The following is an 18,926-nucleotide window of genomic DNA, read 5'->3' on the forward strand; positions in this document are numbered from 1 at the left end:
CTTGCATCTGAATATATTCCTTGGGTCTGATAATGTATTAACCATCACCTTTTTGTATTTATTCAGCAAGCCCTAGTTAGAGTGCAGGTCGCTTGGGCGCACATCGGTGCGCCCCTACGGGTAATAAATGTTATATAAATTATTTTTTGAAAATCCCTAAGATAAGAGCCAGAGGCTCTAGATCCTGGTTCCCAGGGTCACCCTGGGAACTAGAAACGGTAGAGACGTTGCATGCAACGTCTCTACATCATCTACATATAAATCCAAAGGGGAGGAATTTGGGGTATTAACTCGCAAATTCTAAAGCTGCGCGTCGCTGAATCTCTTCACTGGAAAGCTCTTCCACATGAGAACTGATTGACCAATTATGACCGAATGGGTCTACAACCATACCATATCTATCGCCCCAGAAGGCGTTTTCTAAAGCCATTGTTACTTTTGCTCCTGCATTTACAGCTCGCTCAAACCACAGATCTGCGTCATCAATTTGCAAATGAATACCCACAGGAGAAGCATTTAAAGTTTTTGCTGAGAGACGACCGCAATCAGGAAATTCATCATTGAGAAAGATGATTGAGTTACCGATTTGCAACTCTGCGTGCATGATTTTCTGTTTGTCTGGTGTGAGCATGCGATATTTTTCTTCTGCACCAAAAGCTTGTTTGTAGAATTCGATGGCGGATGCTGCATCGTTAACTATAAGATGTGGGGTTATGGTGTTGGACTGTTGTTGTGTCATGATTGTTGAAGAATAAGACAAATTGAATATTGAATATTGAAAAAACGTGAGGGTGAACGCAAATAACCCTCACGCTTTCTTTTTAGTACTAATGCACTAGCATGTCCATACTCAGTTACAAAAATTCATATGTTTGATTTTGTACTCAAAGAAGCTTTCTCAAATATCTGGTAATTCAGCTATATAGAGGTTTTGGGTTGAGTGCAGTGCATGACGCTTTGTAGAGACGTTGCAGAGGCTAACGCCGACGCCGCAGGCTCTGCAACGTCTCTACAGAATGGGAATATAAAAATGTATTTGATTCAAATGGAAGCCGCGATATTTAAGGCGATTGAAGCTTTGCTATGGATTTTATGTTAACGACGCTATCGTCAACCTTAAAATCTCAAACCTACACCACCTTGAACTGAAACAGCAGCACCGCTACTATTGCGATAAGCATCAAAAGCAATAATTGCATTGCCAAAAATCACAGTATTGCTATTGGGTACCATGTAATCAACTCCAGGTTGTACTGCAAAGCTGACTTTATTCCCAACAGGTGAGGGTGTATCACCACCAGCTAAGGCTAATCCTGCTCCCACGTAAGCATCAGTTTGCCAATCTAAAGGAAAATCATAAGAAACTGTTGGGACAATAGCAGTATTTTTACCAATTAAAGCTTGAGCGCGAAAAGAAACTGGCGCTTTTAACAGCTTATAACGACCAGCAATAACTCCCCCAACTTGACCACCATCGGAAAGTCCCACAGTTGGACCAACACCTACATAACTCCCATAAGCAACTTGAGCTTGTGCTGGTTTTCCAAACAATACCCAATTCATCAAAGAGCAGCCTAGTACAGCCGATGCTATATATAAGAGATGTTTCATATCAATACCCCATACACCTGTATAAATTTTACGTTTAAGTCTTGAAATTTGGGGGAATTATAAGTTACAAATTCTTATGTTTGATGAAGTATGGGGAACAGGAAACAAGAAACAGGGAAAATATTTTTGTTTGCTTTCTTATTCACTTTTTATTTTTAACTTTTAACTTTTAACTTTTGACCTGCATTACTGCGATTGATCCAGATACCTCGTACCCCTGCTGATTTAGCTCCCTCATAGTCATGGTTGACATCATCACCAATATGCCATGCAGCTTGGGGAGAACAGTTATGTTTGGATAGAGCGATCGCAAAAATTTCAGGATCGGGTTTTGCAGCACCAACCTGGCTACAAATAGTAACTGAACCAAAAAACTCTCGAAGTTCGAGGGCTTGTAAAACCGAATAAATCCGAGAATCAAAATTAGATAATACCCCCAATTCGATTCCCATACGTCGCCAGTTAATCAAAGCCGGTATCACATCAGGATAAACAAACCAAGCTTCTGCAGTTCCAAAGTGAATGTAAAGCTCGCTAAAAAATTCACCAAAATCAGGAAATTGTTTGATTACTCCTGCTTTTTCAAAAGTTTGAGCAGCAATGTCCTTCCACCATTCAAATTCCAGTTGGGGAATATCTTTTTCATCTGCATCTGGGAATATAGGTGATGTTGCAGCTTTAAAGCTATCAGTAAAAGCTTTGTCTAATACTTGTGAAGAAACTTCCACTTCAAAATCTCGCGCAATTTCGGAGTAAATTTCTCCCACACCACCTTTGACACCAAATAATGTCCCAACTGCGTCTACAAAAATTACTTTCGGTCGTTTCATGCTACGTTCCATATTAATAATCTGCAAATTAAAATAAACCCTAAATCTATCCAGAACCGCAGTTTACCTTTGAGTAAAAATCAAGTTTTTAAATTGGATGTAGTTTAGATAGCTCATAAAAATTACTACAAAGTAACATTTATGTCTGCGTGGTAGATTGCAAATATTCTTATATCCACCATATTGGAACATAAATGCAAGTAATTTTCGCAAAAATCAAAAAATTTTGTTGCATTATCCAGTACAGAAATTTATTACATCACCAGTATTCAGTTTTATTACAACATAATTAAATCTTCAGTTATTGAATCTTCCAAGTTTAATCTTCAAAATTTAACTTTTAAATATTTAACTATCAAAATCTAAATTCTGAATTCTAAATCCTAAAATCTGAATCCTAAAATCTAAACTCTGAATCCTGAATCCTAAAATCTGAATCCTAAAATCTGAATCCCAATATATCGCTTCCAACATCTAGTTCCCAAAATATAAATCTCAGAATTAGAGCGGACTTTGTGTCAAAGCTATATTCAAAATTTTGCTCGTATTAGTGAGGTACATCAATATCCTAAAAACACACAATCATGTATTTTCATGGGGATATATATACTTCACTCTGTTGCAATAACCTACAGGTGGCAATTATAGGACAAATAAATCTCAAACTTAAATAAACTTTGTTTTCATTTGCTAATATTTTTTCTCATTCTATTTAGCCAGCTATTAAAAATGAATTAAACCAAAGACATAAAAGTGTGGTCAGACCAAAAATAAATTACTAGGAACTAAGAATCAATAAGCCAAAAATTGGTTCAATAGTACCGCAATAATCTGACAAAAAATCCAAAATAAATTACTAAAGTAAATTACCAAAGTAGATTAAATCTGAATACAGTATTGATTATTACTGTATATTCCCCAGCACATGGATTTGCAAAAGATGTTTATTACAGAGTGATTCAACCAACAAAATTTTTCATCCGGACAAAAACCAAGAATATCCAGAAGAAAAATATAACGCTACGCGTAAGTAAAATATGTTCTAAACTAATACCAATTCAATAAATCATTGCAACAGATTCTCCGGTAGAGACGTTGCATGCAACGTCTCTACAAAATCTATCTGTNGTTTATGTTGCTATAACTTAAGATTTGAGGCGCAATGTGCTGCGCCCCTGCTGGTGAAATCTTATGGTACTAATCTTTATGGGAATTTATGGAAAGCTCTTCAAACCATGTCTTCTCTTCACCAAGAAATTTTACCTGCTAAATATGTCAACCTTACCAAATGTAATTCTTGATACGAAGTAATTTATGGTTAAAAAAGCTCTACAGGTTCGTAGTTTTTATTATGATTTTTTACAGCAAATCATGTCACCTTAATCCTGGATATTATCGATAATCGGAGCTACTAACCAATTAAAACCGACTTTTAATTGATGCTCTAAGGTCGGTAAGCGATACAAATAAAGTAAGCGTCGAGCAACATATCCTAAAGTTCCTTCAATCTTGATCCCCAAACCACTTAGTGTCGCATTATCTACACCCAAAGACATAAGTTCGCCCAGTTGCGTGTAACGGAAAGGAAGTAAAGGACGATTAGTAAGAGACCCCCAGATGTTCCAAGCAACGAAATCTGATTCCTGAAAAGCGGCTTGAGCTGTTGCTGGTATTTGCTGACCATCAGCATCCAAACAATCTGCAAGATCGCCCAAAGCAAATATTTCTGGATGGTCGTGAACTTGCAAAGTTGGAAGCGTTGTAATTTGACCGCGCTGATTTTTTTTCAAAGGAAGATCTTGAACTATGGGTATAACCTTAGTACCAACAGTCCAAAGTACTAAATCTACAGGAATTGTATCTATCTGACCCTTATATTCCAAAGAAATATTATCTTTAGCGATAGACTCGACTTTAGTTTCTAAATCGATAAATATACCACGGCTATCCAAAGCTTTTTTGGCTGCTTCCCGGTTAAACTCAGTAGAAGTTTGTAAAATTTGGTCGCTCATTTCAACCAACCGAAATCTTCCCCGTTTTCCAAGTCTATCGGCTAATTTACAAGCTAACTCTACACCACTATAACCACCACCAACAATTGCTACTCGAATTTTGTCCGCGTCAGATTCCTCTAATATTCGCAGACGTTCTTCTAAGCGGTAAGTATCAGCGATACTACGGAATGGATAAGCATAGGATGTTGCTCCAGGAACTATATCTAAAGGTGTTTCTCCCCCCAAAGCTAAAACTAGACGGTCGTAAGATATTTCTGGACCGTTTTGTAAATGCACTCGATTTTGCTCCAGATCAATTCCAGATACCTCACTTTGATAAAAGCGTACTCCAGTATTTTGCAACAGTTCTTCAAAGGGAGGAGCAATTTCCCAAGTTTGCAACTCTCCTGTCAGAAGTTCATAAAGAAGTGGTAAAAACAGGAAGCGATCGCTTTTATCCACTAGCACGATTTCTGGCTTTCGTCCATCATCCCAAGTAAATTTACTCAGCCTTAAGGCAGTATAAAGACCACCAAAGCCACCACCGAGGATACAAATTTTAGCAGGTTGTTCGCTCATTAATCTAATTTATTTTTCCCATAGCATTGGTAAGTTACTTTAAGTCTAATGATTTGTGACTATTTTTTGCCATCATCTAGGCTTTAAACCTAGGAAAATGAGTTTGATTTTAAGCGCTCATTTAGTGGTCCAGATTTATTTTCAATATCAGAACACTGTCAAGCAAAGTAACTTATTATACTTTGAGGTCAAATATTTAAATCAATTTTGAAATATAAAACGGGGTTGTCACTCCAACTAAAAATTATATTTTAACTCAGTAGTTCCCTCAATTTATGAACATAAATGTCCTTATAAAGTATGAAAATTTAATTTAATTATAAAAATCGATGTCGTCCTGGGAATAATAAATAGGACTAAAAATGCGTAAAATATTATATGCTTAATCAATCGGGAAATACTGACTTAAAAAGTATCATTAATAGATTCAGATATAGTAAGAATTCGAATATTTCTCAACCTTTAAAAGATAATTGTCGCAAATTCCTGAACCAACTGAATGTTAGCCAGAAAATTGGTTTTGGATATGGTATAGCTATCAGTATAGCCATATGCGGTACCATATCAGGGATTATCGTATCCAATCATTACAAAAGTAAAGCCCGTCAAAAAGAACAGCATGCTCACGAACAAGTAGAAATAGTTCGGAGATTGCAAGCTTCAATTTTGCAGTCACGAACCCATCAACAACAGTTTATTCCATTAGTAAATCAGCCAAAAGACTTAGAAGATGAATATTCCCATTTTCTTGAGCATGCAGCAACAGTGAGAAAAACTTGGTCTGAAATCAAATCTTTTGTCTCTCATACCAATACAAAAGGTGAAGATCATGAAGCGCATACTGATGGAATTCCTAATTTACTCCAAACTTATCGAGGTATTCCAAAAGCTTATTTCCAAGAAATACGTAATATTTTACAAAAGATAGATTCCTCTAATTTAGACTCACCAGAAAAAATTGCAACTGCTCAAAAGTTACTACTGGATTTTACTAACAGTCCTTTAGCACTGAAGTTTGATGGTATCTCAGATGATTTAACCGACTTGGTAAAAATTTCCGACAATCACTATCTTGAAGCAGAGGAGTTTATAAACAATACCGATCAAATTCAGTTTTGGATTGCGTTTATTAGCATTTCTTTATCGACAATATTGGCAATATTGTTTGCATATTACATCAGCATAAGTATTTCTCGACCTCTGAAAGATTTAACTCATATAGCCAAAGAAGTTACACAAAAATCAAATTTTGACTTACAAGCTTCTATAAATACTGCAGACGAAGTGGGTGTTTTAGCAACTTCTTTCAACCAAATGATTTTTAAGGTTAAAGAACTCTTAGCAGAACAAATCAACACCAATCAAAAATTAGAATCCTACAACGATAATTTGGAAGAAAAAGTAGAGAAGCGAACTCAGGAACTAATTGAGAAAAATTTCATTCTGGAAAAAACTCTCAGGGAACTTAAAAAAACTCAAGGTCAATTGATTCAAAATGAGAAAATGTCTAGCTTGGGACAGTTAGTTGCAGGCATTGCCCATGAGATCAATAATCCTGTAAACTTTATCCATGGTAATCTCACATATGCTCACGAATATACTCAAGATCTCCTAAGATTAGTAGAAATTTACCAAGAAGAATATCCTGAGCCTACAACTAAAGTTCAAGAAGAAGTAGATTCAATAGATTTAGATTTTCTCAATGAAGATCTCCCCAAACTTTTAACTTCAATGAAGGTTGGTTCTCTACGTATTCGTGAAATAGTTAAATCCCTACGTAACTTCTCTCGTCTTGACGAATCCGAATATAAGCAAGCAGATATCCATGAAGGTATTGATAATACCTTAATGATTCTTCAAAATCGTTTGAAGGTAAAGCCGGAATCTTCTGGGATTGAGATTATCAAAGAATATGGGAAATTACCTCTAGTTGAATGTTATCCGGGTCAACTCAATCAAGTATTCATGAATTTAATCAGTAATGCAATTGATGCTTTCGATGAATATGAGCACGAGGGTAAGCACGAAAACAGTGCGGGTTTATCAACCAGAGATGTTAAAACTACAAAAAGTCAGATTCGGATCTCTACTCAGACTTTAGACTCTAAATCTGTAACTATTTGCATAGCAGATAATGGACCTGGGATACCAGGAAAAATTATCTCCAGACTATTTGACCCTTTCTTTACGACCAAAGAAGTGGGAAAAGGAACCGGATTAGGATTAGCAATTAGCCATCAAATAATTGTAGAAAAGCATCATGGAAAATTAGAGTGCTTATCTCGACTTGGTGAAGGGACTGATTTTATAATTAAAATCCCAATTACACAAGTCACAACATCATAGAGTCAATAATTTTTTCGGTAGCTTAATTGCAGGGTTTCTACCACTTTGACAATAAATAGGAATCCAGTTCATTTCATTGATTTTGTGGGATCGCGATTATGTTTGATTGTTATGCTTGTATCAAGAAACTTTTAAATTGATTGGTAGTTTATTTATTTGTACATTTTCTTGTTTGTTGTTCCACAGTTTTGTATATTTTTTTTGGAATATCAAATATTGCATTGGTATAAAGTCGCTCAAACTCTCGAACGTAATGAGCAGCAACTTGAGGGCTATCTATCACCAAAACAGTTTCGTCATTTTTATAATTAGCTGCTTCCGACCAATTGTGAGAACCCGTAATTACTAATTTTTTATCTACAATTGCAAACTTATGATGCAGTAAATCACCTTTTGGTAATAGAGGGACTCCGACTGTATTGATCGGGTTCTCCCAGGGATTATTTTCTGGTTCATATTTACATTTTCTTTTAATAGCAATACCCAACATATCTAAGGCTTCGCTGTAGGAACGATAAGCAAAGTCTTTTTCAATTAAAGCTCTAATTTTTACATTATTTTTATTTTGCCATTTCAAAGTATCTGCTAGTTGCTGAGCAGAAAATACAAATAATGCCATATCGATGGATTCTCCAGCAGACTTTAGGCTTGCATCGATTAAACCATTGCTAGTTTCAATCCAATCATTACTACGAGCAATCGGTGAAAATTTAACTGTAATTCTATTATTACCTAAGATAATTTTTTTTGCTTTTCTCAAAGGCTTTTTAATCCCAAATTTACTATCCTTTTTTCCTCCAACTCCATCACCCCACATGAAATTAAATTCTTCTGTAAATAAAGTAGCTAATTTAGGGCTATCTATTTTCAATAAATTATTTATATTACCCAAACTATTAGGATTACTATAGTCACCGTGGATACCACTTAAAGTTAAATTACTAGAGGTTATAATCACAAATCTGTTGTCCACAACTACAAATTTATGATGCATTAAACCACTACCCTTAGAACCATCTTCAGTATCATCAATAATAGGGATTTTGGCATTTTTTAATATCAATAAAGCATCTCTTTGAGCAATTTCATCCTGACTAAGTTTGCCATTATTGTTAATATCTGCAAAATTTTTGAAATCTTGATAGCGTTGGCGCTCTCTTTGTGGTAAAGATGCAATTTCTGTGGATGTAAAACTACTCCAAGGGCGGCTATATTTATTTTCGAGAATAATTCTTACTTTGACACCTACCCTATATCTATCAACTAATGCTTCAGCTACTTTTGGCAAACGTAGCTCCTGAACTGCAACATCTATACTATTTTTTGCCTCGGAAATAACATTTATAATTTGTTTTTCTAAATTATCTCCATATCGGGTTTGCATCCGATATTGTTCTCGATACTCAGAGGCAGTTGAATGGTTAAAGTAAACTTGAACAAATTTATCTTGAGGTAGTTGTTGTTGCAGTTTCTTGGGAGAATGGATTTGTCGACAACCAGCGAGAAGAAAAAACAACAAAAAGATTTGGGAATAATGTTTGTAGTTATAAAACAGATGCACAGTATTCTGCTAAAAATTAGTTAGTAGTGAATTACTCTTATAGTTCCCAATTTAGACATTTACTAAGTACCCACTCACAAATAAACTCAGCTATCTTGATTAAAACTTCAGGCTAATACCCTGATGGGTTATCAAAATATAAACTTTCTAGCTAAATTGAAAAAATATTTCTCATACTAAGAGAAACGTCCTCTTACCCACTAATAATCGTGAACTATAAAAAAATTCTCAGAATTTGCTCGATTAACTATGTAAGCTGAGAATAGAGACAGCCTGTTGCCAGCATATGTTTTCACTCATATTTTTATGCAAGTTTATTTAGACTACAGCGCCACCACCCCTACCCGTCGGGAAGCTATAACCACGATGCAAGCAGTAATGACCAATCAATGGGGAAACCCATCCAGCTTGCATGAGTGGGGACAACGTGCAGCAACAGTGGTAGAGCAAGCAAGGATGCAGGTTGCTGCTTTAATTAATGCGCCCGCTGAATCAATGATTTTTACCAGTGGAGGTACCGAAGCTGATAATCTCGCGATTATGGGCGTTGCTCGTTGGTATACCGAACCCCAACATATAATCATTTCCAGTGTGGAGCATTCTGCGGTTTCTGAACCAGTAAGATTACTTGAAAAATGGGGTTGGGAAGTAACGCGTTTGGCGGTCGATGCTAAAGGTAGAGTTAATCCCCTTGATTTGAAAGCAGCTTTGCAGGATAACACTGTTCTGATTTCGGTCATCTACGGACAAAGTGAAGTTGGAACAGTACAACCAATTGAAGAATTAGGTAAGATTGCTCGCAGTGCAAATATTTTATTTCATACTGATGCCGTACAAGCTGCAGGACGTTTACCAATCGACGTCCAAAAAACATCAGTGGATTTATTGAGCATTTCCAGTCATAAAATTTATGGACCGCAGGGAGCAGGTGCATTATATGTGCGTCCGGGGGTAGAGTTGATTCCCTTGGTCTTAGGGGGCGGTCAAGAAGCGCGTTTGCGTTCCGGAACCCAAGCAACTCCTATCATTGCTGGATTTGGAACTGCTGCGGAATTAGCAGCCCAAGAATTATCCCTCGAAACGCCAAGGCTAATTGAGTTGAGAAATAGGTTGTTCGCTCAGTTGGCTGATATTCCTGGGTTAATACCTACCGGCGATTTAATTCAACGCTTACCCCATCACGTGAGCTTTTGTTTGGAGCAAACTGATGGAGGAAGAATTAGTGGAAAAACTCTGGTTAGACAAATGAATTTAGCTGGAATTGGTATTAGCGCTGGTGCTGCTTGTAGTAGTGGTAAGCTCAACCCGAGTTCTATTTTGTTAGCAATGGGTTTTGACGAACAAGTAGCACTAGGTGCTATTCGCATGACATTGGGACGTTACACTACCGAAGCCGATATAGATTGGGTTGCGATGGTATTTCAGCAAGTTTTAGAACGACTGCAACCAGAATTATCCTTGGCGAAGAGTATAAATTAGGGGAATTATTGATTAATAAATCTAAGTCTAAGATCGCAATCGCGTGTTTTACCAATAACACGCGATTTTCTTTTGTGGTGTGAATAAAAAATAGTAAATCACGGCTAATGTGAATTAAATTAAGCCTTGTGATATCAAGGGTTTCAAGAACTGGCTTAAATCAAGTTTGTGATTATTATCACGAATTTACGTTATTTCAGCTTCTAATTCACACAAAGCGTAAATCATCATTTTGCTGAAAACTGAAGAAGAAAAAAAGTAGGAGATAGGAATAAATATTAGATTTACTTTGCTGAATTATGAAAAGTTTCAAATTATTTTTGGGAGAATGTACTCGTACAAACTCCTATTTTTTATCCCAACTACGCACAATTTTATGAACCCGAGCCAAATACCACATATAATCATCAATTCGGTAGGAGTCTACAGCCTTAGTTATATAAGATTGAGCCTCTTCAGTGCGATCGCTTGCTTCAAAATATAATCCTACGTAAAGGTGACTATAAAATTTGGAACGCTTATCGAAAGGATTTCCTATTTTTAATACATCTTCTGTGGAGCAGTTCCCTCCATACAGTTCGTAAACTTTACGCATTACTAAACGGGGATCGTTTTTTACAGAAAGTAAAGATTTACGCGCTTCATCTGACCCTTGAAGACGAGCTACGCAAAGATAACGCCAAACAGTTTCTTCTACATCTTGGGAATTAACAGTTAAGTCTATCTCAAACTGAGAAGCACCTTCGGCGAATCTATTAGCATAGTAATAGGATAGTCCTCGCTGCCATAAATAGGGAGTTATACTTGGTTTTAATTTTTCTGCAGCGTCAAAGTCAGCAATAGATTCGTTGACTTGAGCCAGTTTAAATTTGACCATTCCCCTTTGTACGTAAGCTCCAGGGTTGTCGGGGTGAGTTGAAACCAGTTCATTGTAGCGTTCTAATTCCTTATGGAGTGAATTATTGAGTGAGTTATTTAAATTCATCTGAAAAAGTTGTTCCTACAGAAGTATTTAGAAGTATTTATAAATATTAAATGCTTATTTTGTTGTAACTCACCCTACTTGAGAATTGATTTTTTAAAGACTGAATATCCTGCTAATCTACTTTTAGACAGTGGGTAAATAGAGTGGGTAAATAAAAATCTATGACGGAACGCCAAATTATATCCACTGGAACAACCTGGGAACCAATTGTCGGATATTCCCGTGCTGTTCGGGTTGGTAATATTATCCATGTTTCGGGGACAACAGCTACAGATAATGATGGAAATATTGTTGGTGTGGGTGACTCATATCTCCAAACAATACAGATTATTCGCAATATTGAGTCAGCATTAAAAAGATTGGATAGTTCTTTAGCAGATGTTGTCCGCACTCGGATTTATGTCGTTAATATTGACGATTGGGAGCAAGTCGGTCGCGCACATGGAGAGTTTTTTCGAGATATCAGACCTGCTTGCAGTATGGTTGAAGTTAGTCGGTTGATTTTACCGGAATTTTTGGTGGAAATTGAAGGGGAAGCGATAGTTGGTTCGCAACGGATGGGTTAACAGGTGGGGTGATGATGGGAAAAACGCGTGTCTATCTATACTTTTTTATTTCTTAAATAATACCAATTCGATAAATCATTGCAACAGGTTCTCCAAATTGGTGTAAGTAAAAAAATAATCACTTTTTGCAATAGTCAGAATGAATCAGGAATCTGTATTGAATCTCGGAGTAAGTAAACCTGTTAGACGTTACGACTTTGACTCACTCAAAGTAATGGGAACGTTTGCAGTGTTTATTTTCCACTGTCTGCGATTTTTCGATCTTGGAGCTTGGCACGTTAAAAATAATGAGCTTAATGCGATCGCAAGCATTTCTGCCATAATTTTACTGCAATGGATAATGCCTTTGTTTTTTGTCTTGTCTGGAGCTAGCATCTATTTTGCACTCAGATTTCGTACCCCAAGACAATTCGTCCAAGAACGCTGTATGCGTTTGCTGATTCCTCTAGTCTTCGGGATTTTCATCCTATCTCCACCACAAGTATACCTAGAACGTTTAACTAATCCCCGTCATGGGGTTGCATCATGGGATGGAGGATTACAATTTTCTGGTTCATTTTGGGACTTCATACCCTACTACTTTCAAGGATTTTATCTATTCGGGGGAAATTTTGCTTGGATGGGAATGCATCTGTGGTATTTGTTAGTGTTATTTCTATTTTCGCTCTTATTTTTACCTCTATTTATATATTTCAAACAAGGTAAAGGAGAAAAACTAATTGGAACGGTGGTAAAAATCCTGGAAAAACCAATGGTGATTTTTCTACTCGGGTTACCGATCGCATTATTAGAAACTACCCTTAACCCAACAACGTTAGGATTCCGGACAGCTGGAGGTTGGAATCTTTTTAGCTATGTGGTGTTTTTGCTGGGGGGTTATTTTATTGTTACGGAGCAGCGAATTGAGCAAGCAGTAGATCAAAATTTTATACCAGCATTGGTGTTCGCGGTATTCACTACTCTATTACTATTGCAACCAGATCTAAATCAACTCATGAGGGACAAAAATTATGGTTCGTGGGGTTACACCTTGATGATAACTTTAAGATCCTTCAATTCCTGGTTTTGGATCGTAGCATTTTTGGGTATGGGTAGGAAATTTCTCAGCTTTAGCTCTCCAACATTACGGTATCTAAGTGAAGCATCCTTGCCATTTTATATGTTACATCAAACCATAATTGTATTGATTGGGTTTATTATTGCAACCTGGGAAATAGGAATTTTCGCGAAATTTATTGTTCTTAGTTCATTTACTTTGACTGCGATCGCTTTCCTTTATGAATTACTTATTAGAAGGATTGGTTTACTGCGATTTTTCTTTGGTTTGAAGCCGACATGAGCAATACAAAAAATAAATAATTCCTTCTTGGAAATAGCATATTCCACCATGCTTGTATGATGTTCCTATGTCGAGATGAGGAGCAACAATGAGCACCTACAGCATTGAATTACAAGATGAAACTTTGCAGGTAAATTTTGGCGAAGCAGCGCAAAACGACGACATTGTCAAGGATGCAGCTAAAATACTAGAGAAAATGACCTCGCTCGGCGAAATGACCGGAGGACAATTACTCAAAATCAACGGTCCTATTTCTATTCCTGTTGCGTTTGTTTTAGCTCACAAAGTTAGCCATATTTATGGTGCAGTTGCAGTGTTCGATCCTAAGATTGGTAAATTTGTGACTTGCATCACTCACAATCCAGCATATAAGCTGGGAGACTTAATTGATTGATTTTGACTTGATTTGGGGGTGCAAATTGAGAGAAACATAAACTTTGAAACTTAATTATGAGTACTTATCATATTGATGTAGAAGGGGATATTCTCAAAGTAAAATTTGGTGCTATCAAAGCTAATGGGGATCGGATAGTCAAAGATGCAGCAAAACGTTTAGATGAATTGCTTGGATTTGGAGCAATACCTGGGGGTAAACTTTTAAAAATCGATGGTCCTGCATCTTTACCAGTATGTTATTTAATAGCACATAAGTTATCTCATTTATACGGTGCGATCGCAATCTTCGATCCAAAAATTGGTAGAAAAGGATATAAAACCTATATCATCGCCATTACTCACACTCCAGCTTATGAAATTGGCGAATTAATTGAAACGGAAGAACCACAACAAGATAAACAAGGACCAAAAGTAGTTATTTGTGGTCCCCCACAATCAGGAAAATCATGTCTGCGGGAAGGTTTAAAACAAGTAATTAGCAGTATTAAAGATGCGCCATATCCCTATGTGATAACTGCTTGTCCTGATGGTGAAGGTTCTTGGTTTTCGGAAGTAGCACAACGGGATCCAGGATTAGCACGAAGTTTGAAGGACGCTTATAAATCTAAGTTTACTGTGGAATTTGCTCAGAAAGCTGCAAGTTGGGTGCACAGTGCAAATGCACCTTTAAATATTATTGATGTGGGTGGGAAAATTACTGAGGAAAATCAGTTAATTATGCGTGAGGCGACACATGCAGTTATTTTGACAGGAGAAAGAGATAAAATACCTGATTGGAAGAGGTTTTGCGAAGATTTAGGTTTGGGAATAGTTGCGGTTATCCACAGTGATTTACATGCTACAGAAGATAATATTATTACTAAATCGCCGATTTTAATTGGTAGCGTTCACCGTTTGGAAAGAGGTGAGGATGTCTCGAGACGGGAGATGGTGAAAGCTTTAGCTGAGTTGTTAGTGGGAATGACTCGTTAAAATCAGATTTGATGATATCAGAATAGTAAGATAATGACTTATGAATAGTAATTCAGAGCAAAGTAATTCAAATAAAACTAATCAAAATAAAATTAATACTGGAATTGCATGGTGTTTAGCTTGGGGTGAAGGAAGAGAAGCTAAGCATGATTTAAAAGTCTTGAAAGAAATGCAAAAAGCATTGATGAGTGAAGGAGAAATTCCAGAGGAAGTATCTGATATTGTAACTGCAGTTAAGGGATTAGAACAATTAGAAGATATAGAAAATTTCCCAAAAAATTTGGATGAGTTAAATAAGTTGATAGAAAATCATCCTTTACTTTGGGAATCAAAAATTGGTTTGGTTTATGGGGGTGTAACCAAAGTTAAACAATATGTTTTTGAAGCACCAAAATTACCAGATATTCGTGGTGCTTCGGCGTTATTAGATAGAATTAATTTGGTTGATTTACCAGCTTTTTTTGGTGTTACTCCAAAATATGACCCTAAATTAAATACTCCTAAGTATAGTGCTCAATGTAATGTGGTCAGAAACTGGTTAAATGAGAACTTTCCCAAACAATCGGATGATGAATCGAAGTTCTCAGAGGTTTTAATTCCCGAACTGATTATCTATTCTACAGGTGGAAATATATTAGCTTTTTGTCCAGCTGCTTTTGTTGACGATTTAGCTAATGCAATTGAAAAACGTTATACTTATGAAACCTTAACAGCTAACTCTTGTGCGGTTGGGGATTGTTTTAAGTTACTTGATGTGACTTTTGGATTATTACGAGATAATATTACAGATACATTTTGGTTAGATAAGTATCGTAAAGAATACAAACATCCGATAGTAGAAGCTTGTTTTGGAAAAATTGAGAATGATTCAAATCATGATTCAAATATATTAGATAAAAAAGTTGTAGAAAATTTCCAAAACCGTAAAAGTTTTAATGAACTAACAACCAAATTAGCTGCTAAATTTAATCAACGTCGTAGTGGAAATGATACTGATAACCGTCCCACTCGTCGTTATCCACCAATGTTTGAGACTCATCCTTATCTGAGACGAGATGGAGTGGAAAAGCGTAGTGCGATCGCTCAAGTAGATCTAATTACCGGAAAACCTTATTTGTCTGAACCTGCGATTAGAAAGAGATGTATTGGCGATCGCGCCAAAAAAGAAACACAAGGTACACCCCAATGGTATAAAGAACTGAAACTAGATTGGGAACCAGGAATCATTGAGAATTGGACGAACAAATTTGAAATATTTCTGCAAGAAAATCCAGAACAATATAAAAAGTACTGTAAGGATTGCGATCTTGAGAAAGTAGAAACACCCCCATCTTTAACCCACATAGGTAAAGTCAGTAATGGATTTGTTGCTTACATTTACGCTGATGGTAATAATATGGGAGGTTATATCCAAAAAATCCGCACTCCTCAGCAATATCAAAATTTCAGCGAGGATGTTGATAACGCTACAAAATATTCTGTATATCAAGCATTAGCAGATAAGCTTCATCCTAGAAAATTACAAGGAATTGATGAATCAACATCAAGATTAAAAAACAATAGAGATTTAATCCATCCCTTTGAAATAGTTACCATCGGTGGGGATGACATTATCATTATCGTTCCTGCAGATAAAGCTTTAGAAATCGCCCAAATGATTGGGGAACAGTTTGAAAAAATTCTTTTGAAAGAAGTTGCGATCGCAAATGTAGAAATTAAAGATGAGTATCGAGTTGAATCAACAAATAAGCCTGCTGAATTAAATAAAATTCATCGTTATTCTTGGGAAACTGCTCCAGCTTCACAATGTAAGTTAAGTATGTCGAGTGGTGTCTTGATTACTTCTTACAATACACCTGTATATTATGCAGAAAAATTAACTACACAATTACTGAAATCAGCGAAAAAAAGAGCGAAAAGACTGAAAAAAACAGAATTTGGTTACTGCGGAGGAACCGTTGACTTTTTGGTCTTAAAAGCAGTCACAATGATTTCTTCTGATATAGAAGAGTTTCGTAAAAAAGCATTAGTTAAAGAACGCGGTGCAAAACTAAAGTTATATGCTGCACCTTATACTTTACACGAATTGGAGGGATTAATTAAATCAGTCCAAGCTTTGAAAAAAGCAGAATTTCCTAAATCACAAATCTACCAAATTCGTAGTTTTCTGGAAAGAGGTAAACAAACAGCTATTTTAAATTACCGTTATTTCCGAGCCAGATTAAAACTAGAAAACTCAAAATTACTAAAACAAGATTTTGAAGACCCTTGGTGTTCAGCAAAAACAAATGGAGGTAACTTAGCACCTTGGATGTTTGAACCAGAAGAGAAAATCTATGAAACTATTTGGCGCGAACTTGTAGATATCTATGAATTTATTAGCAAAGATGATGATTCTGAAATAAATGATGAAACAAGTAATGGAATAAATAAGCAAAATATTATTACTACTAAAACTAATTGATGATATATCTACAACAATTATCTAATTCAATAAAAACTTATACGATCGCAGCGATAATTGATACTGCTTTATGTATCGGTGCTGGAGGTTCTTCTGGTTCCCTAGCAGATAAAGCAATTGTTCGTAACTCCGAAGGTAATTTACTAATTCCTGCTTCTCAAGTAAAAGGTCGTCTCCGTCATGAATGTGAAAAAATTGCTCGAGGTTTGGGATGGAGTATTTCTGAATCTCCCAATCCAGAAAAAATGGTGATTTTCCGAAATAACAACGCACCTGATGGGTTTCGACGTCCAGAATATAAAGTACCTGGATACGAAGAAACATATCACTGTTTAATTAGCCAGATTTTTGGGGATCCAGTTTTACCTTCACGAGTTATATTCGACGATTTAATTTGCACTGAAGATCCAGAAAACTTACCTGAAGTCTTGCGTCCTGGTGTGACTATCAACCGTCGTCGGAAAACAGCAGAAGAGAAAAAACTTTATTTTTTAGAAACTTCTCCCGCAAATGCAAAGCTTGAATTTACAGGTGAGATTCATATTCAACCAAGCTTGACACCACAAAGAACCGATTACGCAGAAGCATTAATTTGGTCTGGTTTGCGACATATTAATGCATTGGGGGGAAGTAAATCTGCTGGTTTGGGATGGTTAACTTGGGAATTACCCGACGAAATAGATATAGATGAAGCAGTTTGGGAATTCTTAGGAAGAGGAGAGATAAAGTGAAACGGATCGAACTCGAAATTAAAGCTTTATCACCCCTTGCTGTTGGAAGACAAAAACCTGGTGGTTCAGTTAGTGAAGTTGATGATTATATTTCAGGTACGGTGATTCGTGGTGGAATTGCTGCTCAAATTTTGCAAGAATCCGGTCATCGTTCTGTTGACCTAACGGAAAATGGTGGTGATTTTCAAGCTTTGTTTCTTGGTGATGAAGCAGCAATATTTCAAAATGCTTATCCATCAATCAAAACTAAAGGTAAAGTTGTCCCTAAAGGTGGAATAGAAGAAACTAAAGTTTTACCTCTAACCGCACTCAGTTCTAAAACAAAACCAGGTTTTAAAAATTCTAAATCTTCAAACAACGGAGTTTTTGACAGTCTCATAGACCGTTTTTGCTCCGAACACTATGGTTATGTATATGAACCCAGCTGTCCCATCGATGGGGGAAGAGTTGAACCATACAGTGGTTTCTACGCGAGACATCGACAAACATATTACAGTTTATCTGTTAATAAACGTCTCTTAACGCGAGTCGGGATTAATAGAAAACGTGCTACATCTGAAGAAGATATTCTTTACAGCATTGAAGTTCTCAATGAATCAGAGTCTACAGGGAATAATCCTAAACCTGTAATTTACAAATCAGCAATTATAGTTGTAGATGATTTAGCAGATTCTCTTTGGGAATTTATTCATAGTCGTCGGTATCGCTTTCGTTTGGGTGGGTCGATTTCACGGGGACTAGGTAAAGTTGAAATTAGTGCTCAAAAACCAGTCGAATTCAAACCTAACGTCCAAAATAAAATAGAGGAATTTACTAAGCAGTTACAAGAACGCTGGAAAACATGGAGTATTTTTGGTAATCCCATTCAAGAATTACCAAATAATGGCACTTACTACTTTACTTTAGACCTACAATCAGACGCAATATTAACCGAAAACTGGCGCAGTACTACTGTCATTTCTGCTTATATGCTTCAGCAATTCACGGGTGTTGAAGAAGATATAGCAACCGCCAGGTTAGCTAGGACGCTAAAGTCAAGACATGCTCCATGGCTTCTCGCAGTGTTCCAAAAT

General features: G+C 36.5%; 16 protein-coding genes. 10 read left to right on the top strand and 6 right to left on the bottom strand.

Going from position 1 to position 18,926, the window contains the following annotated elements; genetic code table 11:
• Positions 1–286: 286 nt before the first annotated feature.
• Complete coding sequence (locus BC008_RS10235) at positions 287–739, bottom strand: VOC family protein (protein ID WP_058183495.1); 453 nt, start codon at positions 737–739, stop codon at positions 287–289.
• Between the two features lie 210 nt (positions 740–949).
• Between BC008_RS10235 and BC008_RS49395 the strand changes: the two genes are divergently transcribed.
• Positions 950–1,099, top strand: coding sequence for a hypothetical protein (locus BC008_RS49395; RefSeq protein ID WP_161938100.1), 150 nt, complete (start codon positions 950–952; stop codon positions 1,097–1,099).
• A 17-nt stretch (positions 1,100–1,116) separates the two neighbouring features.
• On the opposite strand, the gene BC008_RS10240 is transcribed toward BC008_RS49395, so the two are convergent.
• From BC008_RS10240 to BC008_RS10250, 3 genes are all read right to left on the bottom strand, one after another.
• Positions 1,117–1,611, bottom strand: coding sequence for a hypothetical protein (locus BC008_RS10240; protein WP_027846880.1), 495 nt, complete (start codon positions 1,609–1,611; stop codon positions 1,117–1,119).
• A gap of 155 nt (positions 1,612–1,766) precedes the next feature.
• A complete protein-coding gene (locus tag BC008_RS10245; protein WP_027846879.1) occupies positions 1,767–2,441 on the bottom strand; it encodes an HAD-IA family hydrolase in 675 nt (224 codons plus the stop codon).
• Positions 2,442–3,820: 1,379 nt separating this feature from the next.
• A complete protein-coding gene (locus BC008_RS10250; protein ID WP_027844531.1) occupies positions 3,821–5,014 on the bottom strand; it encodes an NAD(P)/FAD-dependent oxidoreductase in 1,194 nt (397 codons plus the stop codon).
• Positions 5,015–5,392: 378 nt separating this feature from the next.
• Here BC008_RS10250 and BC008_RS10255 point away from each other — a divergent pair, with 378 nt between their 5' ends.
• Positions 5,393–7,360: a sensor histidine kinase gene (locus BC008_RS10255; RefSeq protein WP_027844532.1), complete on the top strand. Its 1,968-nt coding sequence runs from the start codon at positions 5,393–5,395 to the stop codon at positions 7,358–7,360.
• A 148-nt stretch (positions 7,361–7,508) separates the two neighbouring features.
• Here the strand turns inward: BC008_RS10255 and BC008_RS10260 are convergent, their stop codons facing one another.
• A complete protein-coding gene (locus BC008_RS10260) occupies positions 7,509–8,921 on the bottom strand; it encodes a phospholipase D-like domain-containing protein (RefSeq protein ID WP_027844533.1) in 1,413 nt (470 codons plus the stop codon).
• 306 nt (positions 8,922–9,227) lie between these two features.
• Here BC008_RS10260 and BC008_RS10265 point away from each other — a divergent pair, with 306 nt between their 5' ends.
• Positions 9,228–10,400 (top strand): cysteine desulfurase family protein, encoded by a 1,173-nt coding sequence (locus tag BC008_RS10265; protein ID WP_027844534.1) that lies wholly within the window; start codon positions 9,228–9,230, stop codon positions 10,398–10,400.
• A gap of 346 nt (positions 10,401–10,746) precedes the next feature.
• Here BC008_RS10265 and BC008_RS10270 read toward each other — a convergent pair whose 3' ends face one another.
• Positions 10,747–11,385, bottom strand: coding sequence for a tetratricopeptide repeat protein (locus BC008_RS10270; protein WP_027844535.1), 639 nt, complete (start codon positions 11,383–11,385; stop codon positions 10,747–10,749).
• 161 nt (positions 11,386–11,546) lie between these two features.
• Between BC008_RS10270 and BC008_RS10275 the strand changes: the two genes are divergently transcribed.
• From BC008_RS10275 to csx10, 7 genes are all read left to right on the top strand, one after another.
• Positions 11,547–11,951, top strand: a complete 405-nt coding sequence (locus BC008_RS10275) for a RidA family protein (RefSeq protein ID WP_027844536.1) — start codon at positions 11,547–11,549, stop codon at positions 11,949–11,951.
• A gap of 139 nt (positions 11,952–12,090) precedes the next feature.
• The gene (locus BC008_RS10280; protein WP_027844537.1) at positions 12,091–13,290 is read left to right on the top strand and encodes an acyltransferase family protein; all 1,200 of its coding nucleotides are present in this window, start codon (positions 12,091–12,093) and stop codon (positions 13,288–13,290) included.
• An 88-nt stretch (positions 13,291–13,378) separates the two neighbouring features.
• Positions 13,379–13,684, top strand: a complete 306-nt coding sequence (locus BC008_RS10285) for a CRISPR-associated protein Csx3 (protein ID WP_027844538.1) — start codon at positions 13,379–13,381, stop codon at positions 13,682–13,684.
• Between the two features lie 56 nt (positions 13,685–13,740).
• Positions 13,741–14,658 (top strand): hypothetical protein, encoded by a 918-nt coding sequence (locus BC008_RS10290; protein WP_027844539.1) that lies wholly within the window; start codon positions 13,741–13,743, stop codon positions 14,656–14,658.
• A gap of 40 nt (positions 14,659–14,698) precedes the next feature.
• The gene (cas10, locus tag BC008_RS10295; RefSeq protein ID WP_058183496.1) at positions 14,699–17,122 is read left to right on the top strand and encodes a type III-B CRISPR-associated protein Cas10/Cmr2; all 2,424 of its coding nucleotides are present in this window, start codon (positions 14,699–14,701) and stop codon (positions 17,120–17,122) included.
• The gene (locus BC008_RS10300) at positions 17,122–17,853 is read left to right on the top strand and encodes an RAMP superfamily CRISPR-associated protein (RefSeq protein ID WP_027844540.1); all 732 of its coding nucleotides are present in this window, start codon (positions 17,122–17,124) and stop codon (positions 17,851–17,853) included. Before cas10 ends, BC008_RS10300 begins: the two co-directional genes overlap by 1 nt.
• On the top strand, positions 17,850–18,926 hold a 1,077-nt coding region (gene csx10 / locus BC008_RS10305; protein ID WP_058183498.1), incomplete at its 3' end, for a type III-D CRISPR-associated RAMP protein Csx10. The genes BC008_RS10300 and csx10, both read left to right, overlap by 4 nt.

The sequence above is a fragment of the Mastigocoleus testarum BC008 genome (genome assembly GCF_001456025.1).
Lineage (GTDB): Bacteria > Cyanobacteriota > Cyanobacteriia > Cyanobacteriales > Nostocaceae > Mastigocoleus > Mastigocoleus testarum.

What these genes read in the sequence shown, in the direction of transcription:
- BC008_RS10235 (WP_058183495.1), bottom strand. Translation starts at nt 739, where the DNA reads ATGACACAACAACAGTCCAACACCATAACCCCACATCTTATAGTTAAC.
- BC008_RS49395 (WP_161938100.1), top strand. Translation starts at nt 950, where the DNA reads ATGACGCTTTGTAGAGACGTTGCAGAGGCTAACGCCGACGCCGCAGGC.
- BC008_RS10240 (WP_027846880.1), bottom strand. Translation starts at nt 1,611, where the DNA reads ATGAAACATCTCTTATATATAGCATCGGCTGTACTAGGCTGCTCTTTG.
- BC008_RS10245 (WP_027846879.1), bottom strand. Translation starts at nt 2,441, where the DNA reads ATGAAACGACCGAAAGTAATTTTTGTAGACGCAGTTGGGACATTATTT.
- BC008_RS10250 (WP_027844531.1), bottom strand. Translation starts at nt 5,014, where the DNA reads ATGAGCGAACAACCTGCTAAAATTTGTATCCTCGGTGGTGGCTTTGGT.
- BC008_RS10255 (WP_027844532.1), top strand. Translation starts at nt 5,393, where the DNA reads ATGCTTAATCAATCGGGAAATACTGACTTAAAAAGTATCATTAATAGA.
- BC008_RS10265 (WP_027844534.1), top strand. Translation starts at nt 9,228, where the DNA reads ATGCAAGTTTATTTAGACTACAGCGCCACCACCCCTACCCGTCGGGAA.
- BC008_RS10270 (WP_027844535.1), bottom strand. Translation starts at nt 11,385, where the DNA reads ATGAATTTAAATAACTCACTCAATAATTCACTCCATAAGGAATTAGAA.
- BC008_RS10275 (WP_027844536.1), top strand. Translation starts at nt 11,547, where the DNA reads ATGACGGAACGCCAAATTATATCCACTGGAACAACCTGGGAACCAATT.
- BC008_RS10280 (WP_027844537.1), top strand. Translation starts at nt 12,091, where the DNA reads ATGAATCAGGAATCTGTATTGAATCTCGGAGTAAGTAAACCTGTTAGA.
- BC008_RS10285 (WP_027844538.1), top strand. Translation starts at nt 13,379, where the DNA reads ATGAGCACCTACAGCATTGAATTACAAGATGAAACTTTGCAGGTAAAT.
- BC008_RS10290 (WP_027844539.1), top strand. Translation starts at nt 13,741, where the DNA reads ATGAGTACTTATCATATTGATGTAGAAGGGGATATTCTCAAAGTAAAA.
- cas10 (WP_058183496.1), top strand. Translation starts at nt 14,699, where the DNA reads ATGAATAGTAATTCAGAGCAAAGTAATTCAAATAAAACTAATCAAAAT.
- BC008_RS10300 (WP_027844540.1), top strand. Translation starts at nt 17,122, where the DNA reads ATGATATATCTACAACAATTATCTAATTCAATAAAAACTTATACGATC.